The 26,527-nt window shown below is 65.5% G+C and carries 19 protein-coding genes; 9 read left to right on the top strand and 10 right to left on the bottom strand.

Going from position 1 to position 26,527, the window contains the following annotated elements; translation table 11 throughout:
* Nucleotides 1–27 precede the first annotated feature (27 nt).
* The 3 genes from H556_RS0113050 (at nucleotide 28) to H556_RS0113040 (ending at nucleotide 5,424) form a co-directional block, all read left to right on the top strand.
* On the top strand, nucleotides 28–1,821 hold the full coding sequence (locus H556_RS0113050) for a DUF885 domain-containing protein (RefSeq protein WP_024354861.1): 1,794 nt from the start codon (nucleotides 28–30) through the stop codon (nucleotides 1,819–1,821).
* An 82-nt stretch (nucleotides 1,822–1,903) separates the two neighbouring features.
* Nucleotides 1,904–3,637 (top strand): DUF885 domain-containing protein, encoded by a 1,734-nt coding sequence (locus tag H556_RS0113045; RefSeq protein ID WP_024354860.1) that lies wholly within the window; start codon nucleotides 1,904–1,906, stop codon nucleotides 3,635–3,637.
* Entirely contained in the window at nucleotides 3,637–5,424 is a 1,788-nt protein-coding gene (locus H556_RS0113040) for a DUF885 domain-containing protein (RefSeq protein WP_245559486.1), read from the top strand. Before H556_RS0113045 ends, H556_RS0113040 begins: the two co-directional genes overlap by 1 nt.
* A gap of 124 nt (nucleotides 5,425–5,548) precedes the next feature.
* Here the strand turns inward: H556_RS0113040 and H556_RS0113035 are convergent, their stop codons facing one another.
* The 6 genes from H556_RS0113035 to H556_RS0113010 all read right to left on the bottom strand — a co-directional run bounded on the left by H556_RS0113035 (nucleotide 5,549) and on the right by H556_RS0113010 (nucleotide 15,604).
* Entirely contained in the window at nucleotides 5,549–8,455 is a 2,907-nt protein-coding gene (locus H556_RS0113035; protein WP_029673644.1) for a TonB-dependent receptor plug domain-containing protein, read from the bottom strand.
* A 373-nt stretch (nucleotides 8,456–8,828) separates the two neighbouring features.
* Complete coding sequence (locus tag H556_RS0113030) at nucleotides 8,829–10,640, bottom strand: DUF885 family protein (protein ID WP_162140915.1); 1,812 nt, start codon at nucleotides 10,638–10,640, stop codon at nucleotides 8,829–8,831.
* Nucleotides 10,641–11,479: 839 nt separating this feature from the next.
* Complete coding sequence (locus tag H556_RS0113025; RefSeq protein WP_024354856.1) at nucleotides 11,480–13,168, bottom strand: sulfatase family protein; 1,689 nt, start codon at nucleotides 13,166–13,168, stop codon at nucleotides 11,480–11,482.
* A gap of 53 nt (nucleotides 13,169–13,221) precedes the next feature.
* Nucleotides 13,222–13,716: a flavin reductase family protein gene (locus H556_RS0113020; protein ID WP_024354855.1), complete on the bottom strand. Its 495-nt coding sequence runs from the start codon at nucleotides 13,714–13,716 to the stop codon at nucleotides 13,222–13,224.
* An 89-nt stretch (nucleotides 13,717–13,805) separates the two neighbouring features.
* The gene (locus H556_RS0113015) at nucleotides 13,806–14,288 is read right to left on the bottom strand and encodes a MaoC family dehydratase (RefSeq protein WP_024354854.1); all 483 of its coding nucleotides are present in this window, start codon (nucleotides 14,286–14,288) and stop codon (nucleotides 13,806–13,808) included.
* Complete coding sequence (locus H556_RS0113010) at nucleotides 14,285–15,604, bottom strand: acyl-CoA dehydrogenase family protein (RefSeq protein WP_024354853.1); 1,320 nt, start codon at nucleotides 15,602–15,604, stop codon at nucleotides 14,285–14,287. Before H556_RS0113010 ends, H556_RS0113015 begins: the two co-directional genes overlap by 4 nt.
* Before the next feature lie 126 nt (nucleotides 15,605–15,730).
* Between H556_RS0113010 and H556_RS0113005 the strand changes: the two genes are divergently transcribed.
* Both H556_RS0113005 and H556_RS0113000 read left to right on the top strand, forming a co-directional pair.
* The gene (locus H556_RS0113005) at nucleotides 15,731–16,321 is read left to right on the top strand and encodes a VOC family protein (RefSeq protein ID WP_024354852.1); all 591 of its coding nucleotides are present in this window, start codon (nucleotides 15,731–15,733) and stop codon (nucleotides 16,319–16,321) included.
* Nucleotides 16,318–17,484 carry an alpha/beta hydrolase gene (locus H556_RS0113000; RefSeq protein WP_024354851.1) on the top strand — a complete coding sequence of 389 codons (1,167 nt, stop codon included), beginning with the start codon at nucleotides 16,318–16,320 and terminating at the stop codon, nucleotides 17,482–17,484. The genes H556_RS0113005 and H556_RS0113000 overlap by 4 nt, the downstream gene beginning before the upstream one ends.
* A 264-nt stretch (nucleotides 17,485–17,748) precedes the next feature.
* Here the strand turns inward: H556_RS0113000 and H556_RS0112995 are convergent, their stop codons facing one another.
* The 4 genes from H556_RS0112995 to H556_RS0112980 form a co-directional block, all read right to left on the bottom strand.
* The gene (locus tag H556_RS0112995) at nucleotides 17,749–19,092 is read right to left on the bottom strand and encodes a serine hydrolase domain-containing protein (RefSeq protein ID WP_211216131.1); all 1,344 of its coding nucleotides are present in this window, start codon (nucleotides 19,090–19,092) and stop codon (nucleotides 17,749–17,751) included.
* 173 nt (nucleotides 19,093–19,265) lie between these two features.
* Nucleotides 19,266–21,443 (bottom strand): TonB-dependent receptor, encoded by a 2,178-nt coding sequence (locus H556_RS0112990; RefSeq protein ID WP_024354849.1) that lies wholly within the window; start codon nucleotides 21,441–21,443, stop codon nucleotides 19,266–19,268.
* Nucleotides 21,444–21,616: 173 nt separating this feature from the next.
* Nucleotides 21,617–22,108, bottom strand: coding sequence for a MarR family winged helix-turn-helix transcriptional regulator (locus tag H556_RS0112985; protein WP_024354848.1), 492 nt, complete (start codon nucleotides 22,106–22,108; stop codon nucleotides 21,617–21,619).
* 79 nt (nucleotides 22,109–22,187) lie between these two features.
* A complete protein-coding gene (locus tag H556_RS0112980; RefSeq protein ID WP_024354847.1) occupies nucleotides 22,188–23,339 on the bottom strand; it encodes an acyl-CoA dehydrogenase family protein in 1,152 nt (383 codons plus the stop codon).
* 107 nt (nucleotides 23,340–23,446) lie between these two features.
* Here H556_RS0112980 and H556_RS0112975 point away from each other — a divergent pair, with 107 nt between their 5' ends.
* From H556_RS0112975 to H556_RS0112960, 4 genes are read left to right on the top strand one after another with little or no spacing between them, the layout of a single operon-like run.
* Nucleotides 23,447–24,490, top strand: a complete 1,044-nt coding sequence (locus tag H556_RS0112975) for a phosphotransferase family protein (RefSeq protein WP_024354846.1) — start codon at nucleotides 23,447–23,449, stop codon at nucleotides 24,488–24,490.
* Nucleotides 24,487–24,855, top strand: coding sequence for a DUF6285 domain-containing protein (locus tag H556_RS0112970; RefSeq protein WP_024354845.1), 369 nt, complete (start codon nucleotides 24,487–24,489; stop codon nucleotides 24,853–24,855). The genes H556_RS0112975 and H556_RS0112970 overlap by 4 nt, the downstream gene beginning before the upstream one ends.
* Nucleotides 24,852–25,760, top strand: a complete 909-nt coding sequence (locus H556_RS0112965; protein WP_024354844.1) for a hydroxymethylglutaryl-CoA lyase — start codon at nucleotides 24,852–24,854, stop codon at nucleotides 25,758–25,760. Before H556_RS0112970 ends, H556_RS0112965 begins: the two co-directional genes overlap by 4 nt.
* Entirely contained in the window at nucleotides 25,757–26,521 is a 765-nt protein-coding gene (locus tag H556_RS0112960; protein ID WP_024354843.1) for an SDR family NAD(P)-dependent oxidoreductase, read from the top strand. The genes H556_RS0112965 and H556_RS0112960 overlap by 4 nt, the downstream gene beginning before the upstream one ends.
* Nucleotides 26,522–26,527: the final 6 nt, after the last annotated feature.

Raw genomic sequence — 26,527 nt, 5'->3', positions numbered from 1 at the left:
GGGACGTATGAGTTGAGGGAACCGAGTATGAGAAGACGTGAACTGCTTCTGGGCGTGGCCGGTGCGGCGGCGCTCAACATCGCCGCCGCATCGCCCGCTGCGGCGGCATGGCGCCAGACGGACGCGCGCGAGCGGTTCGCGGCCCTGGTCAAGGAGAGCCAAAAGGCGGACGACGCCCTGAATCCGCTGCGCCTGGCGCGACGGGGGCAGCGGCCGACCGGCGACGTCTTCATCGACCCTCAGGGCGAGGCCTACGCCCGGCAGTTCGGCGCCCAGAAGCGGGCGGAGCTGAACGCCCTGTCGGCCATCGACCGTGCGTCCCTGCCTGAGGGCGATCAGATCGCCTATGACGTCTTCCGCTATCAAGCGGAAAAGGCGGTCGAAGAGATCGACAGCGGCCTGCATGCGATCCGCAACAAGGCGCCGCTGAACGCCTCGTTCGGCCTGCACGTCGAATTCCCCGACTATATGACCAGCGCCCAGTTCAAGTCGGTTCAGGACTATGAGCTGGGTCTGGCCCAGCTTGAAGGCTTCACCGCCTTCATGAACGACACGGTGAAGCGTCTGGAGCAGGGGATGGCCGAGGGCTATCACCAGCCGAAGATCGTGGTGACCAACGTCCTGGCGCAGGTCGAGGCCTTCCTGGCCCTGCCGGTCGAGGACAATCCCCTCTATGCCCCGGCGACGCGCTTTCCCGACGCGATCGGGGCGGCCGACCGCACGCGACTGGAGACGGCCTATCGCAAGGCGGTCCAGGACGGCGCCTATCCCGCTTATGACCAATGGCGCGTCTTCCTGCGCGAGCGGTATCTGCCGACGGCGACCGACGGCGCGGGCCTGTGGGCGATGAAGGACGGCGCGCGCGTGTATGCGGCGGATCTTGTGCGTCACACCACGACCACCATGAGCGCCGAAGAAATTCACCGCCTCGGTGTTTCGGAAGTGGCCCGTATCCGCGCCGAGATGGAGGAGTCGCGCAAGGCGGCGGGCTTCACCGGCGATCTGCCCGCCTTCTTCGAACATATCCGCACCGAGCCGAGCTTCTACTACACCGAGCCGAAGGACCTGATCGACCACTTCGAGCGGATCGAGGCCAAGGTCTGGCAACGGATGCCCGAACTGTTCTCGCGCCGCCCGCGCGCTGAGTTCGAGGTCCGTCCGCTGCCCGCGCTGGGGGACCAACGCGGCACGGGCTATTATCGCTCGGGCCCGCCGGACGCCTCCGAGCCTGGCGTGCTGTATTTCAACATGGCGATGCTGAACACGCGGCCGATCCCGACGCTGGAGACCCTGGCGCTGCACGAAGGCGTGCCGGGGCACCACTATCAGTCGTCGCTGGTGCAGGAAGACGAAAGCCTGCCGGATCTGCTGCGTTTCCGCCTGGCGCCCGCGACCGCCTATACCGAAGGCTGGGGCCTCTATGCGGAGTCTCTGGGCAAGGACCTGGGCCTGTTCACCGATCCCTATCAATGGTTCGGCCATCTGGACATGGAGATGCTCCGCGCCGTGCGTCTGGTGGTCGACACCGGACTTCACGCCCTGCGTTGGGACCGCCAGCAGGCCATCGACTACATGCTGGCCAACACCTCGATGGCGCAGCGCGACGTGGTGGTCGAAATCGACCGCTACATCACCAACGCCGGCCAGGCCTGCGCCTATAAGGTGGGCGAGCTGAAGCTTCAGGAACTGCGCGGCCGGGCGACCCGAAAGCTGGGCGACCGGTTCGACATCCGCCATTTCCACGATCAGGTGCTGGACACGGGCGCCCTGCCGCTGGACGTGCTGGAAGCCAAGATCGACCACTGGCTGGCCGCCGCCTAGATCATTTTCGGTTCGGTCGGAATCGACTGAACCCAGAACAATGGTCCGGGTCTATCTGGGCGGGACTGAAGGGGAGCAGGGCATGAACAGACGGCAGATGCTGACGGCTGCGGCTGGGACGGCCGCTCTTGCGGCCGCGCCTGCGGCTGCGGCTTTCGACAGCGCCGACGGTCGGCTGGCGGCGCTGCTGGAGCGGCACGCCCGCTCGCTTCAGGCGTTCGACGGAGGAAGCGAGGCGGATCCGCTGGGCGACCGCTCCGTCGCCGGACGCGCCCGCTTCAGGGCTGAGAACACGCAAAGGATCGCCGAGCTTCAGGGCGTCGATCGCGCGGCCCTGTCGCCCGCCGCCCGCATCGACCGCGATACGGCAGCCTTCGTCTATGGCGTTCTGGATGATCATCTGGCGCGGCCGGGGACCGTGGACCTGGACCTGCGCCCCAGCCCCTATGTCGTCAGCCAGATGAACGGCGCCTACTACTGGTCGCCGCCGCGGATCGGCGCGCGGGCGATCAAGGGGCGAGAGGTCTATCTGGACGGCGTCGCCGCCCTGGCGCGCGGCATCGAGCAGGAGAGCGAACGCATCGTCCACGACGCCGCGCAGGGCGTCATTCCGCCCGACTTTATTCTAGCGATGACAGCGGCGCAGGTCAGGGCCCTGCGCGACAGCGCGCCGGAGGCCAATCCCGTGCTGGCCCCCGCCTACCGCGTTGACGAAGCCCTGGGCGAGGAAGGGGCGGCCCTGTTCCGCCGGATCGTCGCCCCTGCGCTGGACCGTCAGGCGCTGGCGCTGGACGCCCTTGTCGGGCGCGCGTCGGACAAGGCGGGGGTCTGGGCGCAGCCGGACGGCGAGGCGCTCTACGCCTCGTCGCTGTACGCCAACATTACGATCCGGCGGGCGCCGGGCGAACTGCACCGTCAGGGCCTGGAGTGGGTGGGGGCCCTGTCGGCCGAGATCGACGCCGATCTGAAACGGCTGGGAATGAGCCAGGGCTCGGTCGGCGAACGCATCGCCGCCCTGAACGTCGATCCGCGTTTCCTGCAACCGAACACCGACGCCGGACGGGCAGAGGTGCACCGTCAGGCCGAAGCCTATCTGGCGGCGTCGCGGGCGCGGGTGTCGCGGGCCTTTACTCATCTGGTCGATACGCCGGTCGAGGTACGCCGCATGTCGACGGCCACCGAGGACAGCTCTCCGGTCGCCTTCTACAATGGGCCGTCGGGCGGCGCGCCGGGCGGGGTGCTGCTGAACCTGAAGACGCCCAGCGATCTGCCGTCCTGGCGCTTGCCGACGCTGATCCATCATGAGGGCGTGCCGGGCCACCACTCTCAGGCGGCGGTGCTGGACGAGGTCGGCGGCTTGTCGGCGTTCCGGCGCGCGGCGCGCTTCTCCGCGTGGACTGAAGGCTGGGCCCTTTACGCCGAAGCCATGTCGGACGAGATCGGCGCCTATGAGGCCGACCCCTACGGCCGGATCGGCTATCTGCAGGCGCAGCTCTGGCGCGCGGGGCGTGTGGTGGTCGACACCGGCCTGCACCACGAGCGCTGGGACCGCGAACAGGCTGTCGCCTATATGGTCGACACCGTCGGCGAACTGCGCGGACCGACCGAGCGCGAAGTGAACCGCTACTGCGTCTACCCTGGGCAGGCCTGCTGCTTCATGGTCGGCAAGCAACAGATCGTCGCCTCACGCGAGGCGGCGAGACAGGTCATGGGCGGTCGTTTCCGCCTGGGCGACTATAACGATCTTGTATTGCGTTCCGGCCCCTTGCCGATGGAAGTCCTGGACGCCCTTGTTCAGCAATGGAGCGCCGCCTGATGCGTCGTCGTGATCTCCTGGTCGGCGCTGCGGCGCTCGGCCTGGCTTCTCCTCTGGCGGCCTGCACTACGGGCGCCGCTTCGACCGTTTCGCCGGGCGCGGCGATGGGCGGGAGGGGCGACGACGCCCGTCTGGCCGCCATGCTCGAACGCCACGCACAGGCCCTGCGCGCCGAGGAGGGCGGCGGCGACCGCCTGGCCGATTATTCGCTGGCGGCCCGCGCTCGCCACGGACAGGCGACGGCGCAGCGGCTGGCGGAACTGCGTGGGGTGAACCGCGTCGCGCTCTCGGCCGCCGCAGCCCTGGATTATGACACGGCCCGCTTCGTCTATGAGGCGATGGCGGACCAGTATGGCCGTTACGGCTTCTCGGATATCAATCTGCGGCCCAGCCCCTATGTCGTCAGCCAGATGAACGGCGCCTACTACTGGCTGCCGGACGGCATCGGCGGTCGCTCGCCGATGAAGGACGCGGCCGACGCCGACCGCTATCTCGACAAGCTGAACCAGTTCGCCGTCGCCTTGGATCAGGAGACCGAACAGATCGGTCATGACGCGGGGCTCGGCGTCATCCCCCCCGACTTCATTCTGGCCAAGACCCTGGCCCAGATTGCAGCTTTGCGGGATGCTTCGCCGACGGGGAATGCATTGACGGCGCCCGCGCTGGAGCGTGCGCGCGAAGCCGGGATCGCCGGTCTGGATACGCGCGGGGCGGCGATCTTCGCCGAGCGGATACGGCCCGCGCTACAGCGCCAGAGCGAAGCCCTGGCCGCCTTGCAGCTCCGCGCCGACGCCCGCGCCGGCGTCTGGGCCAAGCCGGACGGCGAGGCCTATTACGCCTCTGCGCTTCATTCCAACACCACCGCCAGCTATGCGCCGGGCGAACTGCATCAACTGGGCCTGTCATGGGTCGCCGAACTCTCGGCCGAAATCGACCGGCTGCTGAGAGCCGAGGGGCTGACGCAAGGAGAAGTCGGCGCGCGTATGGCGGCCCTGGATCGTGATCCGCGCTTCCTCAAGCCGGATACGGAAGCCGGACGTCAGGAAATCATCGACTACGCCAACCAGCGACTGAACCGCGTCAAGGGCCTGCTGTCGCGCGGGTTCACCGTGACCCCGGATCGGCCCGTCGAGGTGCGTCGCGTCTCGCCCGCCATCCAGAACGGCGCGCCCGGCGGCTTCTACAGCGCCAGCAGCGATCCCGCCCAGCCGTCGATCATCTACATCAACCTGCGCTCGGTCGAGGAAAACGCCCTGTGGCGCATTCCCACTCTCCTGCACCACGAAGGCGTGCCGGGGCACCATTTCCAGGACAGCGTCCTGCGGGAGGCGGGGGAGTTGTCGCTGTTCCGGCGGACGGTCCGTTTCTCGGCCTGGACCGAAGGCTGGGCGCTCTACGCCGAGCAGCTGGCCGACGAAATCGGCGCCTATGAGGGCGATCCGGTCGGTCGGATCGGCTATCTGCAGGGGCAGCTTTTCAGGGCCTGCCGCGTGGTCGTCGACACCGGCATCCACCATGCGCGCTGGACGCGTGAACAGGCGATCGACTGGATGGTGACCCACGCGGGCGAGCATCGCGACGCCGCCGAGCGCGAGATCGACCGCTACTGCGTCTATCCGGGTCAGGCCTGCAGCTTCATGGTCGGCAAGCAGCAGATCGCCGCCTCGCGCGAAGAGGCCCGGCGCCGCCTTGGAGCGCGGTTCGACCTGCGTCGCTACAACGACTTCGTCCTGGCCTCAGGGCCGCTTCCGATGGACGTGCTGGCCGAGGCGGCGCGCCTGACCTAGACGTGAACCGTTCTGTCAGGAACGGACGAGCGCCTCTCCGTCAATCTAAAGCGTCCAAGAAAAAGGCCACAGAACCGGAGTTCTGTGGCCTGGTCGCGTTTCCTGAATAGCGGTCTTCGGGGTCCTAGAAGCGCGCCCGCACGCCGATGAAGGCATATCGGCCGATAGGGTCGTAAAGGGTCACGTCGGTGTTGGAGTCGCCGCCGTGGGACTGGCCCAGAATGCGCGGTTCCTGATCCAGCAGGTTGTTGATCCCGCCGAACAGTTCAAAGCGCTCCGACAGGGTATAGGACGCTGACAGGTCCCAATAGGCGACGGCATCGGCGTTGATGACCGAACCGTTCACCCCTGCCATCGGCTTCAGCTTGTCGATATAGCGGAACTGGTTGCGCACGCTGATCGGGCCGCTGACGTAGGACAGGCCCAGATTGGCCTTGAACGCCGGGGTGCCGCCCGCGCCCATGCGAGTGCAGGTGCCGTAGAAGCCGGCGCAATCGATGGGCTGGGCCCCGATCAACTGGCTGACGCGCTCGAACATCCAGTTGGAGTGGAAGGTGACGCTGAGGTCTGCGCCGTGGCCGCTCAGGCCCAGCGAGTCCGGCAGAGCTGCGCCCCAGTCTGCCGACAGATCCACGCCTTCGACTGACAGCGAGCCGATGTTGCTGCTGGAGGCGTTGACCTCGAACACTTCTCCATTGCCCGGAATGCGGGTGATGGCCTGACATGGGGCGCTGCTGATATCCAGCAGTTGGTAGCAGACGCGCAGGGTGTCGGCCGCGCTGAGGGTCGCAACGGCGTCCTCGACCTCGATCTTGAAATAGTCGACGGCGATGTTCAGGCGCGACACCCACGGCACGCGAGCCACGAAACCGGCGGTGAAGGTTTCCGAGGTTTCTTCCTGCAGGTTGGCGTTGCCGCCCGACCGCTGGTTGAAGCCCAGAGCCGTGGGCACAAAGTCGTCAATGGCGTTGGCGGGCACGCCCTGCTGGACGCATAGGGCTTTTTGCGCAGCGGACGGATTGTTGGACTTGGCGCACGGGTCGGCGCCGGCATTATAGCCGACTGATACTGGGGCGTAGAGCTCGCTGATCGATGGGGCGCGGTTGGCGACGTTATAGGCGGTGCGGAAGCGCAGCCAGTCGAGCGGCGCCCATTCCAGGCCAGCTTTCCACGTGGTGGAGCCGCCGAAGTTGGAATAATCCGAATAACGCACGGCGCCTTCGAAAGACAGCTCATCAGCGAACTGGACGCCCGACAGGATCGGCACGCGCAACTCGCCGAAGAATTCGGTGACCTCATAGCCGCCTGAAGTGATCCCACGCGACGAAGAGCCGTACTCTCTGGCCTGATCGGTGGCGCCGGGCAGATACTGATAGTCGTCCTTGCGGTATTCAAAGCCGACAGCGGTCGAGACTGGGCCGGCGGGCAGTTCAAAGACCTCGCCGGCGATCGAGCCGCCCAGGACAGTGCGCTCGAACTCATCGGTGGACGAGCGGTGCGGGGTGATGAAGGCGGCGGCTTCCGGCGTGATGGAGTTCAGACCGAAGGGGCTCACCGGCACGCAGCCGAGAATGTTGTTGGCGCAGACGATCTGACCCTGATCATTCACCACGGCGTTCAGGCCCAGACCCAGACGGGCAGGGGACATCATGCCGGTGACCGTTTCGTCGGTGCGCGAGCGTTGGTACTGGGCGAAGACTTCCCAGTTCCAGGCGCTGGAGCCCATGTCGAAGTCGCCCTTCAGGCCAGCCGTGGTCCCGACGGTGGTGCGCTCAAAGGCGAAGTTGCGCAGGCCCAGCTCATCAAAACGACGCAGGATGCCGCCCGAGATGCGGGCGTTGCCGGTGCCATTGGGATCGAATACCGCTGCGTTGTTCACAAACAGCTGGCGGACGGCGGCGCTCAGCACCGGATTGGTCGCATAGTCGACGACCTCGAAGTAGGACTGATCCGGCGTCAGCACGTTCAGCGAGTCAGAGGCCTGCTGAAAGTTGTTCTGGGTGTTGACGTAGTGGAACTCGGCAAATGCCTCGACGCGGTCGGTGACCTGGTAATTGACCAGACCGGTGAACTGTTGGCGCTCGAACGGACGCAGCAGATAGTTGCCGTCGGCATAGTTATATGTGTCTTCCGGCGAGCAGTACTGCAGCACCTGACCGTTGTCGCCAAAGCGGATGGCGTTCTGCGGGGCGGTGCATGAGGGATTGCGCGGCAGCACGCCGGGGCCCGCGCCGACATCCAGCGAGGCCAGCTGGGCGGCGCTCAGCGCGATCCGGCCCCCGGGGATGTTGCCCGAGCCGGTGACGCCCATGGTGTTGGAATCCAGCGGAATCCGCGAGAACTCGCGGTCCTCCATCATCACGCCTTCGCGGGTCAGGTAGTTGCCGTGCAGGATGATGTTGCCGCGGCCGTCGGCGAATGAAGTCCCGAAGGTCAGATCATATTTGTGGCTGGCGGCGTCGCCTTCGCCGGCCTGACCGTATTGGTAACCGGCTTCGATGCCTTGGATGTCGTCACGCAGGATGAAGTTCACGGCGCCGGCGATGGCGTCCGAACCATAAACCGCCGAGGCGCCGCCGGTGATGATTTCCACGCGTTTGACCAGGGCGCTGGGAACGGTGCCCAGATCGACATTGCCCGAGCCGTTGGCTGGAATGAAGCGACGGCCATTGACCAGGGTCAGCGTGCGGTTTGCTCCCAGACCGCGCAGGTTGGCCGTCAGGACGCCCGAGCCGCCGCCCGAGTTCACGCTGGACGTGTTGCCGGCGGACAGTTGCGGCAGTTCGTTGACCACGGCTTCGATGGTGGTCGCGCCAGAGTTGGAAATATCTTCCTGTCCCACCACGGTGATCGGGCTGGGAGCGCTGAGGTCCGGCCTGGCCAGACGCGACCCGGTGACCACGATATCGTCTACCGAAGTGGTTTCCTGCGCCTGGGCGCCGCTGGCGGCGAAGGCGGCCCCCAGCGCGACGGCGCCAGTAAGCATGGATGTCGTGCGCAGAACGCGGCGCCTGGTTTGACGTGTAGTCATGATTTCGCCCCTAGATTTGGCCACTTGCGGGCCTTTGTTATCGGGCCGCTCACGCGAACCCGCAGCAGGTGCGCCAAGCGAGCCTGATACGCGGCGAATCGATTGTACTCAGCGCAAAACCGTAACTTGTAATACTGTATACGAAATACGATATCCCATATCAGAAGTGTGTCAACCTGCCGTGTGCCGAGATATTCAAAATTAAATACTGAAATTTCATAGCGTTATGAAAAAATCCCCGCCACAGGGGCGGGGATTGTGTTTTCAGTGGCCGGACTAACAGGGCCGACTTTGAATCAAACCGGCAAGCCTGTTGAGCGATGGCGCGGCTGCCTTATCCGCGCCGTCGTCAGGGAACGTGATCTCGCGCCCCTCAGTTCGCAGGGCCGGAATAGAAGCGCCACTGGCTCTTGTAGTCCGACGTCAGGGGCAGGTTGAGCAGGCGGGCGCGGATCATCTCGACCGGCATGGGGCCAAGCTTCATGACAGCGTCGTGGAACTCCCTTTCGGTCATCTGTCCGCTGTCCACGACTTCACGGCGCAAGGCGTAGAACTGTAGCCCGCCGATCATATAGGCCGCCTGATAGAAGGGGGCGTCGATGGTGGTGCGGCGGACCTCGGCCTCGGCGTTGGCGCGCTCGTGGCCCACTTCATCGACCAGGTAGTCGACCGCCTGCTGGGGCGACCATTCGCCCATCTGATACTTCAGCGAGAAGACAATCCGGCCTGCGCGGTGCAGGCGCCAGAACAGCATGCCGATACGGTCGGCGTCGTTACGTGCGAAGTCCTTGTCCCACAGGATCATTTCCCAATACAGCGCCCAGCCTTCGCGCCAGACCGGCGTATTGGTCAGAGGGGTCCGGTGCGTGTTGAAGCGGTCATTCATGAACCTTTGCATGTGGTGACCGGGGATCAGTTCGTGGTGAACCGTGGCGAAGTTGAAGTGCGGGGTGTTCCCCCGCATCGACATCATCTTGTCCTGATGAGTCATGCCGTCAGTCGGATACGACAGTCGGGTGACCTCGCCGCCTGAGAAGAATGGGTTGATCAACTGACGCTCTGGCGTCTGCATGGCCAGACGCCAGACCTCGCGCGACAGGGCGGGCATGGTGATGCTGCCGTCTTTCTCGACAAAGTCCTCAGAATACCGGGCGATGTCGAAAATGGCCCATGGCACTTCGCCGGGGGCAGGGGCCAGGTTCTTCACATGCTCCAGCGCCGCGTGCCAGTCGTCGCCATAGCCCATGCGGTTGGAGACGACCTTCAGTTCGCGCACGATCCACGCGAACTCCTGCTGGCCGATGTCGGTCAGCTCTTCGACATTATAAGGCAGCATTTCCAGTTGCAGGTCGGCCTGAAGTCCCTGAGCCAGAACCGGATCGCCGATGATCGGCGGTTGTTCGCCGTCGCGGATGCCGACCAGATGGCGGTTCAGGGTCTGGGCGTATTTCTCCAGAGCGGCGTCGATGCGGCCATAGGGCTCGCGCACCCACCAGGAATAGTCGGGATCATAACCGTCGTAGAAGGTGTTGTAGTCAGACAGAACGGTGCGCAGGTGCTCGATCTGGATCGCCGCGCGGCGAGCCGAGACCGGCGTGACGCCGCTGATTTGGACCTTGCCGTTGTTGCGCGCGGCGGACTCTTCGACGTTGCGGGTCAGTTGAGCGACTTCTGCGGCGATCTGGTCCAGTTGACCGGCCGCTTCGCGGGCATTCACGCGCTGGCGGTCGAAACGTGTTTCCTGGAGCGCCCCCAGTCTGGTCGCAAACGGCAACAGCGGCGCGATCTGCTGCGCGCGGTCGTCGCTTAGTTTCAGCATGGCCTGATCGTGGGCGATGCGGTTGCGCAGGGTGATGTAGTCGATGCGGCCTTCTGCGTTCAGAGCCGCATAATCCGTCTGGCCCAGGCGTTCGGCCCATGCTGCATAGAAGGCTTGCAAACGCGTCGAACGGACCGGCGACATCAGCACCGGATATCGGCGCTCGACGGCGGCCTTGTCCTGTAGATAACGGTCTACGGCGGTGCGCAGATTGCTTTCATTATTGGCGAAGTCGATCAGGGAGCTGATGACGGGCGGGTCATCGCTCCAGGCTTGCTGGCCTTGATATTGGGTCGTCTGGGCGCCGGCGACGCCGCTGAGCATCAACACTGCCGTAGCGACGCCACCCATCAGAAATCTGTTCATCTCAACATTCCCTCCCATTTAGTATACGATATACGTATCAAGAAGGGATTGTCGAGAGAGGCTGTTCTACAAAACGATCAACGTAATACGATTGGGCGGGCCCCTGATCGACGCGCATATAGAGAGGCGCGTCCAGTGTGTCGTAGTCCCGGCTCGCGGATCGAGCGTGACACTGATGAGAAGGGTTTTAGGAAGCCGTATCCGTTCCGAGAGCGGAACCGGACCAAGGCGTCACGACGGCAGCGGTCGCCTTCCTAACCCTCTCCCTGCCCGTGGGCGTTCATGGACGCTGGTGGAAGAAAAAGACCCGTGACGTAGGGGAGCAGCGGGTGGAGTGGTGATAGTTGTGGACGCCGATGGACAGGGATGTGGCGGCGGGCCCAGTCATTCGGTAAATAGTCTCCATAAGTGTCCCATAAGCGGCTGTGAAAACGGAGATTTATTATGGGGCTTATGTGATTTTAGTCGTCGCTTTCGCCTTTTCAGGAGGATGCGATGGCCTGACAAGAACCCAATCTATCTCGGGTTGATCTGCCACAAAAGCGTGACCTGCCAGGGCCGACATGAGGCCATTGTGGATAGACAGACATTTGACACCGTCCGGGCGCTGCTTCTCCAGAGAGGCGCAACGTGGAAGTCTCGCACGCCCGACCTTGAGCGCGCACCTCTTAGGAGGAAGGTTTTCGATGAATTCGGACAATTGATGCGGCCGACGTTCGTCCGGCCAAAGGAGCGGCGACACAACTATTACATTGGGCCGCTGCTGGGCATGGTCGGTGCAAATCGCAAGGGCCCAATTCGTCGTTGTTCTAAGCGGCATGCTTGGGCTGACAAACTCACTAGCTCAACGTCAGCGTGTTGTACTGTTCAACCGGGCCAGGGTATTCGCCGCCGCGATCCTCGCCGACCTCACGGGCGATCAGGGCGTTGGTCATGGCGTTCAGGCGCAGGATCAGGTCCTTGTGGCGCTCGGGTTGCGTGGCCAGATTGATGATCTCGTCCGGGTCGGTGCGGGTGTCGTAGAGCTCCAGGTCGTTGTAGGCGATCAACTGTTCCCAGGTGGTCGGCGTGTGGTGCTGGCTGGGCGCGAAATAGCGCGCGAATTTATAGCGGCCGTCGAACACGCCCCGGTGCACGCGCCGCTTGGACAGGTCGAAGATCGGCCGGTCGAGGTAGTTCTTGTTCAGCCGGTCCCACGACAGCAGCACGCCGTAGTTGAACAGATGCCCCTCGTCGTCGCGCGCGGTGCGGGCGTCGGGCGTGCGTGTCAGGCCTGACAGGTCGTGGCCCACCAGTTGGGGGAAGCTGGCCTTGGCCCAGGCCTCGTCCTTGCCGGCGAAGCCCAGCAGAGTCGGGGCGATGTCGACCGAGCTCATCACCGCCTGGCTGGTCAGGCCGCGCGCGCCGTCCGGGTGGGCGATGAACATCGGGACGTTGGTCTCTTCCTTGTAGATGGTGCCGCCCTTCTGACGCATGCCGTGGGCGGCGGCCCGCTCGCCGTGGTCCGAGGTGTAGACGATGATGGTGTTGTCCATCTGGCCCGACTTCTCGAGCGCCCACAGCAGGGTCAGGATGTTCTGATCCACGTCGCGGATGCAGTTGCAGTAGTAGTTGACGAAGCGCAGCCAGGCGGCCTCGTCATCGCGCGGCATGGCCCCATAGGTCTTGACGTCCAGCGCCGCGATGCCGCTGTGCGCTTCGGGCTTGGTCGATAGGTCGTCCAGATAGAAGCTGCGGGGCAGGGGGAAGCCCAGGTCCGTCTGATAGAGTTCATCGCCCGGCTCGGCGCGCATGACCGCGGCCAGGTTCCATACGGCGCGCGTCTCGGCCTGTTCGCCGGTGGCGTCGTAGAACATGATGTCGTGCGGATTGACCAGGTTCACGGCCATGAACCAGGGCTTGTCCTCGCGCTTCTTCGGGTCCCTGGCTAGGTCCTGGATCAGCATGGCGGCGTCGCCGGTCACGGCGCGGTCGGTGCGATAGCCGGCCCAGGTCAGACCGATTTCTTCGCCGTAGAAATTATAGTCGGAGAAGCCGAACGGCTCCATGGCCTCGGTGGTGTCGGGGAACTCGCGCTGGAAGCCCGGCGCGGCGGTCGGCAGCTTCGACAGGTGCCACTTGCCCTTGTAGGTCGAGTAGTAGCCCGCCGCCCGCATCATGTCGCCCAGGGTGTCGATCTCGGGCGTCAGCACGGCGCCCTGTTCGGCGTTGGAATAGACCTTGGTTTTCTGGGTGTGCTGGCCGGTGTAGATGACGGCGCGCGACGGCGTGCAGGGCGTGGTGTGCACATGGTAGTTGGGCAGGTGCAGGCTGCGCTCCAGCAGCGCCTTGTGCCCCGGCAGATAGTCGAGCAGCCCGTCGGGATAGGACTGCAGGCCGAACTCCTGATCGGTGACGATGAAGAGGACGTTCAGCGGCTGGTTCGGGTCACGCGGGGCGCGGGGCCGGGCGCGCACCGGCGGGGCGACGCCTGCGGCGCTGACGCCGGCCATACCGGCTAGAAGGGAACGACGGTCGATCCGGGGCATGTCTCACTCCACTAGAAACCCAGCCGTCTGCGCGGCCTTTGGGATGAAAATGATCAGGCGGCCGCCACCTGTACATAGCGGCCGGCGAAATAGGCGAGGGGAGGCGTAGGCGAGGGCAGGTCCACCCGCAGAACGTCGCCGATGACGATGCGGTGGCTGCCGTGGTCGACCACATGGGCCTGTTTCAGGTGAATGACGGCGCAGGCGTCGCGCAGGGCCGGCGGGCGGCCGTCCTCGCCGTCGTCCCAGGCGCCGATGGCGAAGCGTTCGCCGCCGCGCACCCCGCCGCCGCAGGCGCGCGAGACCGCTTCGTGGTCCGAGCCGAGCACGTTGAGCACCAGGTCCGACCCGGCGTCGATGGCCTGGAAGATGGCGGCGTTGCGGTTGATGCAGACCAGCATGGACGGCGGGTGCATGCTGACCTCGCTGACGGCTGTGGCCGCCATGGCGTAGGGGCGGCCCTCATGCTGGGCCGTGACCACCACGACCGAGCGGACCAGATTACGCAAGGCGCTCTTCAGCGCCGGAGCCAGCATGTCGTCGTCCATGGCGATGTCCTCCCTACGTCTGGTCCGTTGCCGAACATGACGAGGTTGATAGTGCGATGGCAGAATAATATGTCAAGTTACTTTACTATCTAGGCCGCAACCGCTTCCGATCCCGCCGCCGGAAGGGCCAGCATCACGCTCTGAGCCACGCACAGGGGCTTCTCCAGGCCTTCGCCTTCGATCACGCAGTCGCTGACGATCTGCCAGCCGCCGGCGCGCGTTTCGACCGCCGCCACCGTCTGACGCAGACGCAGGCGGGCACCGCTGGGGGCGGGGCTGACGAAGCGCACCTTGTTGACGCCGACGTTCAGCACCTTGTCGGCGCCCTCGATACGCAGCAGGTCGTCCTGAAGACGCGGCAGCAACGAGAGCGTCAGGAACCCATGGGCGATGAGACCGCCCATCTCGCGCGAGGCCCGCTCGACGTCGACGTGGATCCACTGATGGTCGTCGGTGGCGTCGGCGAAGCGGGCGATGCGGGCCTGGTCGAGGCTCAGCCAGTCGGACACGCCGAGGTCGCGTCCCGCCAGACCGGGCAGGTCGGCGTAGGCGACAATCAGCGGCTCGCTCATGCCTTGGCGCCAGATGAGGCGTCCGGATTCGGCGCGCGGGCGACCTTGTTCGGCCCGGCGAAGCCGAACATCCAGGCGGCGATCTTGCGCATCTGGATCTCTTCGGCGCCTTCGGTGATGCGATAGCGGCGGTGGTGGCGATAGATGTGCTCGAACGGCTTGTGGCGCGAATAGCCCATGCCGCCGTGCACCTGCATGGCCGTGTCGGCGGCCTGGCAGACCAGGCGGTTCGCCCAGTAGTTGCACATGGAGACGCGGTCCGAGAGCTTGGAGGCCACCTCGGGCTTGGACATGCGGTCCATCTCCCACGCCGTCTTGCGGATCATCAGGCGCAGCATCTCGACCTGGGTGGCCAGTTCGACCAGCGGGAACTGGATCGCCTGGTTGACCGCCAGCGGCTTGCCGAAGGGCTTGCGTTCACGCGCATATTTCACCGCCTCGCGCACGCAGAAATCGGCGGCGCCCAGCGAGGAGGCGGCCTGGCGGATGCGGTTCTCGTGGACGAAATGCTGGGCCAGCTCCAACCCTCCGCCCAAGGGGCCGAACAGGGCGTCTTCGGCGACCCAGACATCGGTGAAGCTGACGCGCGGGTGGTCGGTCGGCATGTTGAAGGTCCAGAGGTATTCCTCGACCTTGACCCCCGGCGCCTCGGCCGGGACCAGGAAGCAGCTGATGCCGCGCGCGTCGCCCGCCTCGCCCGAGGTGCGGGCGAAGACCATGACGTGGGTCGCCACGTGCATGCCCGTGGTCCACATCTTCTCGCCGTGGATGCGCCAGCCCGGCTGGCCGTCGCGGGTCTGGGGCTCGGCGATGGTGTCCATGTGGGTGGCGTCCGAGCCGTGCTCGGGCTCGGTCAGGCCGAAACAGACCGAGCGGCCGCCGTCCAGCATCCCGGCGATGAACTCATCCTTCTGCGCCTGCGTGCCGAAGTCGCGGAACATCAGCACCTGCGGATAGTTGGCGACGATCGAATGCTCGTTCTGCAGGTCGTTGTGCAGGCCCAGGCCCTTGGCGGCGAAATGCTCGCGGATCACGGCCATGGCCAGGTTCGACCCGTCCTTGCCGCCGAACTCGGCGGGCAGGGCGAAGCGCAGGTGGCCGGCCTTGTCGGCGCGGCGCTTGGCCTCGCCCAGCAGGGCCTCCCATTCGTGGCGCGGCAGGCCGCCGTTGTCGAAGTCGGTGCGGGCCCATTCACGGCGGTGGTCGAAGAAGCGCTCGTTGTCGTCCTGAGCCTGCAGCGGGACGATCTCGGCTGCGATGAAGGCGTCCAATTCCGCCAGATAGTCGGTGATTTCGGCGGGCAGTTCGAAGTCCATGCGCGCTCCTCCTTCTGTTTGAAGCGAGCCTAGGCCGGAGGGTGAATAACGTAAAGCAATTTGACAAACATCGACGGCGGGTATGGAGTCGATCCCACACAGGAAACGACAGGAAGGTTCAGTCTCATGACCACGCCGATCACCACTGAAAGCGGGCTGCGCTCGCTGCACCACGCGGCGTTCCGCTGCCGCGACGCCGAACAGACGCGCTGGTTCTACGAGGATGTGCTGGGCATGAAGGCCTCGGCGGGCATCGTGCTGGACGAGGTGCCGGGTACGAACGATCCCGTGCCCTACATGCATATCTTCTTCGAGATGGGCGACACCAATTTTGTCGCCTTCTTCGATGCGCCTTCGACCGCCGATCCGGCCTGGTTCAAGCGCAAGGACAGTTTCGACATGCATATCGCCATCCAGGCGCGCGACGAGGCGCACATGCTGGAGATGCAGCAGCGCATCCGCTCGCACGGCGTCAGCTGCCTCGGCCCGGTCGAGCACCACTTCGTCCGCTCGGTCTACATGTACGACCCCAACGGCATCCAGGTGGAGATCACCACCCGCACCGCCGACCACGACCGCATCCTGGCCGAAGAGGGCGCAGCCCTGCCGCAGGTGCTGAAGGCCTGGACCGCCCAGACGCGCGCCGAGAAGGAAGCCAAGTTCGGCGCCGAGGTCCTGGACCGTCGCGGCAAACCGCAGTCGGAGCTCAAGGGATGAACGGCGCCTCCACGAAGAAGAAGTACCAGCGCACCCCCTATCTGATCGTCTTCCAGGAGCAGGCGGCGTTCAAGGACACCTATGGCGGCGCCGAGGGTTCGGTGGTGCTGGAGGCCCACCTGCTGAAGCCGGACACGCCGTCCGACACCGTCGTCATCATGATGCACCCGATCGGCGGGGGCGCCTGGCTGCCCCTGCCGGCGGCCCTGGCCAAGCAGGGCGTCCACGTGATCTATTGCAACAGCCGCTATCGGGGCATCGACAACGCCCTGATCATGGAGAAGTGCGCCCTGGACCTGGGCGCCTGCGTCCGGGATGCGAAGGAGCGCCTAGGCTATAAGAAGGTGATCCTGGGCGGCTGGTCCGGCGGCGGCGCCCTGTCGCTCTTCTATCAGGCGGAAGCCGAGAACCCGACGGTGACTGAGACCCCGGCGGGCGATCCGATCGACCTGACCAAGGCGAACCTGATCCCGGCGGACGGCATCGCCCTGCTGGCGGCGCACCTGTCGCGCAACCTGACCCTGACCGAATGGATCGACCCCTCGATCACCGACGAGAGCCGCCCGTTCGACCGCGATCCCGAACTGAACATCTACGACCCGGCCAACCCGAACCAGGCGCCCTATTCGCCGGAGTACGTAGCCCGCTATCGCGACGCCCAGATCGCCCGCAACCGTCGCATCACCGCCTGGGTGAAGGCCCAGTTGGCGGAGTTGAAGGCGCAGGGCCTGCACAATCACGAGCGCGGCTTCGTCGTGCAGGGGACGATGGCTGACCCGCGCTTCATCGACGAGACGCTGGAGCCCAGCGACCGCCGTCCCAACTACTGCATGTTGGGCGACCCCGTCGTGGTCAACGACGGCCCGGTTGGCCTGGCGCGCTTCTCGACCCTGCGGTCGTGGCTGTCGCAGTGGTCCTATGACGACTCCAACGCCGACGGCCTGAAATGCGCGGCGCGGATCAGCGTGCCCATGCTGGTCATCGAGAACAGCGCCGATGACGCCTGCACCCCCAGCCACGCCGCCCGCCTGATGGCGGCGGCGGTCAACGCGCCGCAGACCCACGCGGTGATCGAGGGCGCCAACCACTACTACTCGGGCCAGCCCGACAAGGCGGCCGAGGGGGCGGCGGTCTTCGTGGAGTGGATAAAGACGACGTTCTGATGCGGGGAACGGCCGCTGAGGAAAGAATCTCTGTTTCGTCATTCTCGGGCTTGTCCCGAGAATCCATAAACGCCGACGATCGGCCTCAGAGGCGCGGCGCGAAAACTACGAAAGCCCGAGTTTATGGATCCCCGGGCCAAGCCCGGGGATGACGTGAGTAGAGGAGAGAGCCTCTGGCCTCAAAAAAACGGCCGACCCTTCGCAGGGCGGCCGTTCTCAATTTCGACAGCCTTCTCCCGACGTGAAAGAAGAGGGAGCGTGCCCTCAGTCTTGCAGGTCAGTGGCGATCAGATGCTCGGCGATCGCCTGATAGGCGGGCAGAGATGTTGGATCGAGAAGCGCATTCCCGGCCTGAGGATACGACGCAAACCGCACGATGATCATCTCAGCCTTGGGATCGACGTAGCAGGCCTGGCCGTGAACGCCGCGGGCCATATAGGCCCCGTGGTCGTTGTGAGATATCCACCATTGGTTATGATAGCTCCAGCCCGGCAGGGTCGTGTAGCCGGCGCTCGCGAATGCGGTCTGGTCGCCCCCGCCGGCGATGTCCCTGACCACGGCGGAAGGCACGATCTGACGGCCGTTGAAGGTCCCATTGTTTCGCATCATTTCGCAGAACCGGCCGAGATCGCGCAGTTGAAGATTGAGCCCGCCGGCGGCGAAGCCGACACCGGCGGAATCCACCTGGATATAGGCGTCACGCTCCATCCCCATCGGCGCCCAGAATCGTTCGCTGAGCACCTGGGCAAGGGGCTGGCCGCTGACCCGCGACACGAGCCAGCCCACGACCTCGGTGTTGACTGACTTGTAGGCGAAGTCCTTACCGTGCTCGCCCGCCTTCTTCAGCGTCTTGAGGTAGTCGAAGGTGGTCTTCGGTCCGTCATAACCAGGCGGTTGGGGCATCGTGCCGCCGGCGAGGATGAACGCAAAGGCGTCGGAATCGGGGTCGGTGTAGACCTCGGAGTAGGCGAGCCCTGTCGTCATATCGAGCACCTGGCCCACGGTGGCGTCGGCAAAGGCGCCGTCGGCCAGTTCGGGGATGTAGCGCGCGACCTTGGCGTCACGGTCGAGCCGTCCCTCAGCGATGAGCATGGCGGCCGCTGTGCCGACGAACGACTTTGTTACCGAATGGGCGATATGCTGACCCTGAGGTTTCAGCGCGCCTAAGTAGCGCTCATAGACGATGGCACCCCGGTGCATGACCATAATGCCGTCGGTGTAGTTGGCGCTTAGCGACTGTGCCCAGGTCATCGGCGTGTCGCTGCCGAGGGGTGCGAACGTCACATCATCCAGATCGTCTCGCGGGGTTTGGGGCAGAAGGCTCACCGGGCCATCGCCGCGTGAAATCTCCGCGGTCGGTAGAAATTCACGCCAGTGGGAGAAGCTCCACCGAATCTGCGGGAACTTCATGAAGCTCATGTCGTCGCGCTGAATGAGGCGCTCGGGCGGGGGCGGCGCACCAACCATCCAGCCCATTGCGACCGGGTCGGTAGCCTGGGCATCCGGATGCGCGGGCGGGGCTTGGACCGAAAGCTGGACGGTCGTCTGGGCAACCGCCACGGCAGGGACCAGGGCAGGCGTCAAAAGGAACAACATCAATCTTTTCATGGCGATTCTGACTCCTTAATTAAGGTTTAAGATTCGCGCTCCAGAAAACCTCTACGTCATGGGTTCATGTGCAGCGTCAGGGCAAAAAGAGACCGGAGCGTCTAATGACGATCCGGTCTCAGGCGAACGGAAATTTTCCGAGAGCGGCTCTTTAGTAGCGCAGACCCAACTGGTTAGTAGCGCAGACCCAACTGGATCGAGACGACCCTGCCGGGATCGACCACATAGGTCTGGGACCCGGCCAGGAAGGGCGTGCCGAACGAGTGCGACGCGGTCCATTCGTTGGTCAGGTTGCGGCCGATGACGGCCAGGGTCCAGCGGTCGTCAGCCGACACCAGGCCCAGGCGCAGGTCCGCCTTCGAGAAGCCTTCCTGATAGGACAGGGGGTTCAAGTTCTCCTCCAGATAGGTCCCGCTGCGGCCACGTACTGTGGCGTCGGCCTGGATCCGCATCCCGTTGTCCAGCGGATGATCGATGTTCAACGTCAAGGCGCCTGACCATTTGGGCGCGCGCGGCAAGCGGGTGCCGCCGATGTCCTCGACGCAGTTAGCCGAGGGCGCGGCGCCCTTGCGATAGATGCAAGGCGCGGTCGGATAGGAATCGTATTTGGCGTCATTATAGGCCAGCGAGCCCGACAGGCTCACGGACGAGTTGATGCGCAGATTGCCTTCAATCTCAACGCCTTGGCTTTTGGCGCTGGCGGCGTTGGTGGTGATAAAAGCGTTGGTCGCGGCATTGAAACCCGACACTTGCAGGTCGTCAAACTTGGAGGTGTAGGCCGCCAGGTTGAGCGTCGCGCGCCCTTCCAGCAAGGTCAGCTTGGTGCCGATCTCGACCGACTGAGAGGTTTCGCCTTCGAACTCGAAGTTGTCCGGGGTGCTGGTGGCTTGGCCGCCGACGAAGCCGCCAGCCTTGGAGCCCTTGGCGTATGAGACGTAGAACATGGTGTCGCGATCCAGGGCGTACTGGACCTGAACCGAAGGATCGAGCTGGCTTTCGCTGCGCGCGCCGCTGATGGGCGTGTCTAGCCATGCCGGCGGGACGCTGCCGGATATCCAGCGGGTCTGGTCAGCAGACTTGTCTTCCCAGGTCTGGCGCAGGCCAGCGGTCAACTTCCATTGGTTGTTGAAGGCGTAGGTCCCCTGACCGTAGATCGAATAGCTCTCATTCGTCTGGTTGAATTGACGCGCGCTAAGACCGTCGAATGGACCGGTCAGGATGTAGGTGTCCTGATACATGTCGATTTCATTCTTGTGGGCATAGGCGCCCACGATCCAGGTCAGCGGCCCCTCGTTGGACGAGGTCAGGCGGACTTCCTGCGAAATCTGTTTGAAGTCCTCCTGGAAGACGGTGCGCAGCAGCGGCGTGGTGGTGAAGTCGCTGTCGATCTGCTTGTCGTAGTCGAAGGCCGAATAGGCGGTGATCGAGGTCAGGGTCACGCCGTTGGCGAAATCCTTGTTGATCGTCAGCACGCCGTTGAAGCTGTTGGTGTCGTCATAGTCCGGCGCGCCCTGTGTGGTCGTGCGCGTGAAGGACTTGGAGCCGCCGGGGGCGACGGTGCTCATCGGCTGGCCGGTCAACTCCTGGCGGGCTCCTTCCAGCTTCAGCCGGAAGGAGAGGGTGTCGCTGGCCAGATAGTCGATGACGGCGCGGCCGATCAGATCCTCGCGGCCCGGATTGTGGTCGCCGGTGCTTGTGTTCTCGAGCCAGCCCTCGTTGTCGCTGTATTTACCAGCCAGGCGGACCAGCAGCTTGTCCGTGATCGGGCCGGAGACGATCTGGGTGATCTCGAAGCCGTTGTCGCCGTCGACCGTGCCGGTGATAGTAGTCGCGAGCTCACGCTCGGCGCGCGGGCCGTTGGAGGTGATGTTGATGGCGCCGGCGGCGGTGTTCTTGCCGAACAGGGCGCCTTGTGCGCCGCGCAGTACTTCGACGCTGGCCACGTCCAGAAAGGGGGCGGCGAACTGGCGGCCGCGACCGGCGTAGGCGCCGTCGACGAACAAGCCGACCGACTGCTCAAAAGCCAGGTTGCCCGGCGAAGAGCCGATGCCGCGGATGTAGATGGCGTTGTTGCCCGGCGTGGCCTGGATGTGCAGGTTCGGCACCGAGCCCGACAGGGCTTCCAGGTTGCGCATGTCCTGGCTGGCCAGTTCCTCGCCGCTGGTGACGTTGACCGAGATCGGCACGTCCTGCAGGCGTTCGGTGCGCTTGCGCGCCGTGACCAGGATATCGGCGACGGTGGTGGCGTTGGCTTGGTCCGTCGGCGCCACGGGCGCTTCGGATTGCGCCATGGCGGCCGAGCTGAGAACGAGGCTGCTCGATGCGAGCAGCATGACGTAACGGTAGCGCATGCGTTTCCTCCCCATGCGGCTCCTGCCTGAAAAGGCCGGAGCGATATTTGTGACGAGGAGGCGTGCGGCCGCGATCCGACCGTGGTTTCCTTCCTCCTGACTGCGGCCTCTTGGTGAGCTGCTTGTCAAGAAATTAGACAAACTCGATCTGAGTTGATCGTCAAGCTACTTTACTAATCTTTATTGGCGTCCTTAAGAAAATCGGCGCCGCGCTGGCCCGGTTCGCCCAGGCTGCACAGGTAGGGCGCGCCCCAGTCGGAGGCGAATGCCTCGCGCAGAGCCTTGACCTGTTTGGGCCCGATGCGCCGCCCCAGTTCGCCGGACAACTGATCGACGATCTTCTGGGCGTCCTGGCGCATGGCTCGACCCATGGCGGTCAGCTGGACGATGCGGATGCGGCCGTCGGTGGGATCGTCCACCAGTTCGAAGACGCCGCGCTCGACCAGGGAGTTGATGGTCGAATGCACCGCCTGACGGGTCAGGCGCAGGCTGCGGGCGATGTCGGCCGGGCGCACGATGTTCAGCTGGACGTGCATCATCACCATAGACTCCGGCCGGGTCAGGTGCGGCCAGCCAGCCTCGCGTAGGCTCATCTGCAGGCTTTCGTCGAACCACTCGAATCCTGCCAGCAGCGGCACGATCAGATAGTCGGAGTTCAAGATCATCGCATTCTCCCAGGATCGACTTATGCCGCTGCTCCGGCTGAGCCGCCAAGTGTAAACTGACGCTTGGCGGCCCCTGTGTTCAGAGCGTGCGGGCGATCAGCAGCTTCATGACCTCGGACGTGCCGCCGTGAATGGTGTCGATTCGGGCGTCCTTGTAGAGCTGTGCGATGGGATATTCGTTCATGTAGCCATAGCCGCCGAACAATTGCAGGCATTTGTTAACGCCCTCCAGCTCGGTCTCGGTGATCCACAGTTTGGCGATGGAGGCGGTGGCCGCGTCCAGTTCGCCCCGGATCAGTTTTCCGGTGCAGGTGTCGATGAAGCTGCGGGCGATCACCGCCTTGGCCTTGATGTCGGCCAGGGTGAACTGTGTGTTCTGGAACTCCATCAGCGCCTTGCCGAAGGCGTGGCGCTCGCGCGTGTAGTCGACCGTCAGCCTCAGCGCCCGCTCCAGGATGGCCAGCCCCATGGCGGCGATGCCCAGACGCTCTTGCGGCAGCATGGCCATCAGCTGGCCGAAGCCCTTGCCCTCGGCCCCGCCGATCAGGTTCGACGCCGGGACGCGCACGTCCTCGAAGAACAGCTCGGAGGTGTCCTGCGCGTCGCGGCCCATCTTGTCGAGGTTGCGGCCCCGGGTGAACCCGGCGCGGTCGCCTTCCACCGCGATCAGTGAGATGCCGCGCGAGCCGTTGTCCGAGGTGCGGCACACCACCAGGATCAGGTCCGCCGTCTGGCCGTTGGAGATGAAGGTCTTCTGGCCGTTCAGCACCCAATCGTCGTCCTCAAGCCGGGCGCGGGTGCGGATGCCCTGCAGGTCCGATCCCGTCCCCGGCTCGGTCATGGCGATGGCCAGGACGATCTCGCCCGAGACCACCTTGGGCAGCCAGGCCTGCTTCTGCTCCTCGGTGCCGAAGGCGATGATGTAGGGGGCCACGATCATGTTGTGCAGCGGCACGCCCCAGCCCTCCATGCCGCGCGCGCCGAACTCCTCGATCAGCACGCGCTCGTGGCGGAAGTCAGCGCCCATGCCGCCGTATTCTTCAGGAACCGACAGGCCCAACAGGCCGAACTCGGCGCCCTTGGTCCACATCTCGCGCTCGACGATCTTGTTGCGGTTCCAGGCTTCGATCTTCTCCGGCGCGCATTCAGCGTCGAGGAATTTGCAAAGGCCCTCGCGGAACAGGTCGATGTCTTCCTGGGTGTAGGCGGCGGGGCCGGGGTGGACGCTCATCGGAGGCTCTCAAACTAGGGAAGGTCGTTTGATGCATCCTGTGCCGGGTGTGCAATAAACGTCAATCTATTTGACAAAGATCGGCCTGTGCGGCCATCAATCGAGCCATGTCCGCATCCGATCCTTCCAGCGCCGCCGACGCGACCGATTTCGTCCTGGCGCGGCTGAACGCCCTGGCTCCCTTGCTGGCTCCTGGCGGCGAACGCGCCACAGGCCTGCGCCGCCTGACCGGAGGCGCCAGCCTCGAAACCTGGGCCTTCGACGTGCGGGGCGCGGGGGAAGGCGAGGGGGCTGGCCGTCCGCTGATCCTGCGCCGTCGCGGCGGGGGCCGCGAGGCCGAGGTGTTCGAGACCTCCCTGCCGCTGCCTATCGAGGCGAAGTTGCTGCAGGCCGCCGAGGCCGCCGGGGCGCCCGTCGCCCGGCTGGTGCGCGATTGCATCGAGGCCGACGGGCTGGGCGAGGCCTATGTGGTCGAACGGGTGGCGGGCGAGACCCTGGGCCGCCGCATCGCCGCCGATCCCGCCTTCGCCCCGGCCCGCGCGATCCTGGGCCGCCAGTGCGGCGAGACCCTGGCCCGCATCCACGCCATCGACCTGTCCGCCCTGCCGCCGCTGGAGACGCAGGACGCGCGGGCCGTTCTGGCGCGCTACGCCGACATCTATCGCAAGAGCAGCGGCCCGCGTCCGGTCATGGAGGCGGCGCTGCGCTGGATGGAGGCGCGCCTGCCCGAGCCCATCGCGCCGCGTCTGGTGCACGGCGACTTCCGCAACGGCAATCTGATGGTCGATCCCGAGACCGGCCTGACCGCCGTTCTGGACTGGGAGCTGGCCCACCTGGGCGATCCGGCCGAGGACCTGGGCTGGCTGTGCGTCAACAGTTGGCGCTTCGGCGTGACGCATCGCGCGGTCGGCGGCTTCACTGATCTGGAGACCCTGCTCGAAGCCTATCGTGTGGCCGGGGGCGAACCGCTGTCGGTCGAACGCGTGCGCTTCTGGCAGGCGGTCGGCACGTTCAAATGGGCGGTGGTGACGATGATGATGTACCGCACCTTCGCCACCGGCGCGTCGCGCTCGGTCGAGCGGGCGGTGATCGGCCGACGCCTCAGCGAATGCGAAGTTGACCTTCTGGCTCTGATGGAGGCCTCGCGATGATCGAAGGACCGCGCAAGGACGAACTGCTGGAGGCGACGGCCGCCTGGCTGAACGACGCCGCCTCTCCGGCCGAGGGCTTTCACTGCAAGGTGGCGGCCAATGCGCTGGGCATCGTCACCCGCGAACTGACGCAATGGCCCGCCGCCGAGGCCGCCGCCGTGGCCCGGATGCAGGCCATCCTGGGCCGCGACGGCGATTACGCCGCGTTGAACCTCGCCTTGGCCGAGGCGCTGCGTGACGGGACGGTCAGCGCTGACGATGCGGTGGTGTTCGACCATCTGCGCCGCACGGCGCTGGACATGCTGGCGGTCGACCAGCCGCGCTATCGTCACGAACTGGCGGCGCCGAAGGAGACCGGAGCATGATCGAACTGGTCGAGGTCTCGGCCCGCGACGGCCTTCAGAACGAAAAGACCATCCTGTCCACGGCGGACAAGGTGCAGCTGATCGAGAAGGCCATCGCGGCGGGCGCGCGGCGGCTGGAGGTCGCCAGCTTCGTCAATCCCAAGCTGGTGCCGCAGATGGCCGACGCCGAGGCGGTGATCGCCGCCTTGCCGCGTCGCGACGACGTGCGGACCATCGGCCTGGTGCTGAACGAGCGCGGCGCCGGGCGCGCCCTGGCGACGAGCGTGGATGAGCTGGGGATCGTGGTCGCCGCCTCGGATGTGTTCGGGACGGCCAATCAGGGCTTGGACGTGGACGCGAGCCTCGCCATGGCTGGGCGTGTGATCGAACAGGCGCGCGCCGCAGGGCGCGACGCCCAGGTCACGATTTCGGTCGCCTTCGGCTGCCCCCTGTCGGGCGCCGTCGATCCGGCGCGGGTCGTGGAGATGGCGCGGCGCCTGGCCGCCTTCGGTCCGCTGGAGATCGCCCTGGCCGACACCATCGGCGTGGCCCGCCCGGACGAGGTGTCGCGCCTGGTCGCAGCGGTGGTCGAGGCGGTGCGGCCCCTGCCGGTGCGCGTGCATTTCCATGACACGCGCGGCACGGGCGTCGCCAACGCCGTTGCGGCCGTGGCGGCGGGCGCCGTGACGGTGGACGCCTCCATCGGCGGCACGGGCGGCTGCCCCTTCGCGCCCGGCGCGGCGGGCAATGTCGCCTCCGAGGACGTGACCTACGCCCTGAACGGCCAGATGGCGGTCGATGTCGACGCTCTGTGCGCGGCGGCAGTCTGGCTTAACGAGAAGCTGCAGCGGACCCGGACCAGCGCCATGACGCGCGCCTGGCTGTCCGCCACCCAAAAAGAACAAAGCGAGAGGAAACAAGCATGACCCACTTGAGCCATGACGGTCGCGTGGCCCTGATCACCGGCGCCTCTTCGGGCATCGGCGCCGAGTTCGCGCGCGTCCTGTCGCGAGGCGGGGCCAAGGTGGTTCTGGCCGCACGCCGCGCCGACCGCCTGGCTGCCCTGGTCGCCGAGATCGAGGCGGCGGGCGGCGAGGCCCTGGCCGTGTCCATGGACGTGTCCGACGAGGCCTCGGTCATCGCTGGCTATGACGCCGCCGAAGCGCGCTTCGGCCTGGTCGACACCGTCATCGCCAACGCCGGCGTCAACGCCGACGGCCCGGCCACGGATCTGTCCATCGAAGAGTTCGACCAGATCCAGGCGGTCAACAGCCGGGGCGTCTTCCTGACCGCGCGCGAAGGCGGGCGCCGCCTGCTGGCCAGCGGCCAGTCCGAGCGTGGCCGCGTCGTCATCCTGGCCTCGATGGGCGGCCTGCACGCCCTGACCGGCCTGGTCGCCTACTGCGCCTCCAAGGCGTCGGCGGTCATGCTGGGCCGCGCCCTGGCCAATGAGTGGTCGCGCGCGCGCATCAGCGTCAATGTCGTCTGCCCCGGCTATATGCTGACCGACATCAACGAAGAGTGGTTCACCAGCGAGGCGGGCCAGAAGATGATCTCCAAACTGCCGCGCAAGCGCCTGATGCCCATCGACGCCCTGTCGCCGGTGATCGGCTTCCTGACCTCGGACGCGGCCGCCTACACCACCGGCGCGGTCATCAAGATCGACGACGCCCAACACGTGGATTGATCGTCC

The organism is Brevundimonas naejangsanensis DSM 23858, from assembly GCF_000421705.1.
In the GTDB taxonomy this organism is placed as follows: domain Bacteria; phylum Pseudomonadota; class Alphaproteobacteria; order Caulobacterales; family Caulobacteraceae; genus Brevundimonas; species Brevundimonas naejangsanensis.
This window is presented reverse-complemented; position numbering and strand designations above follow the sequence as displayed.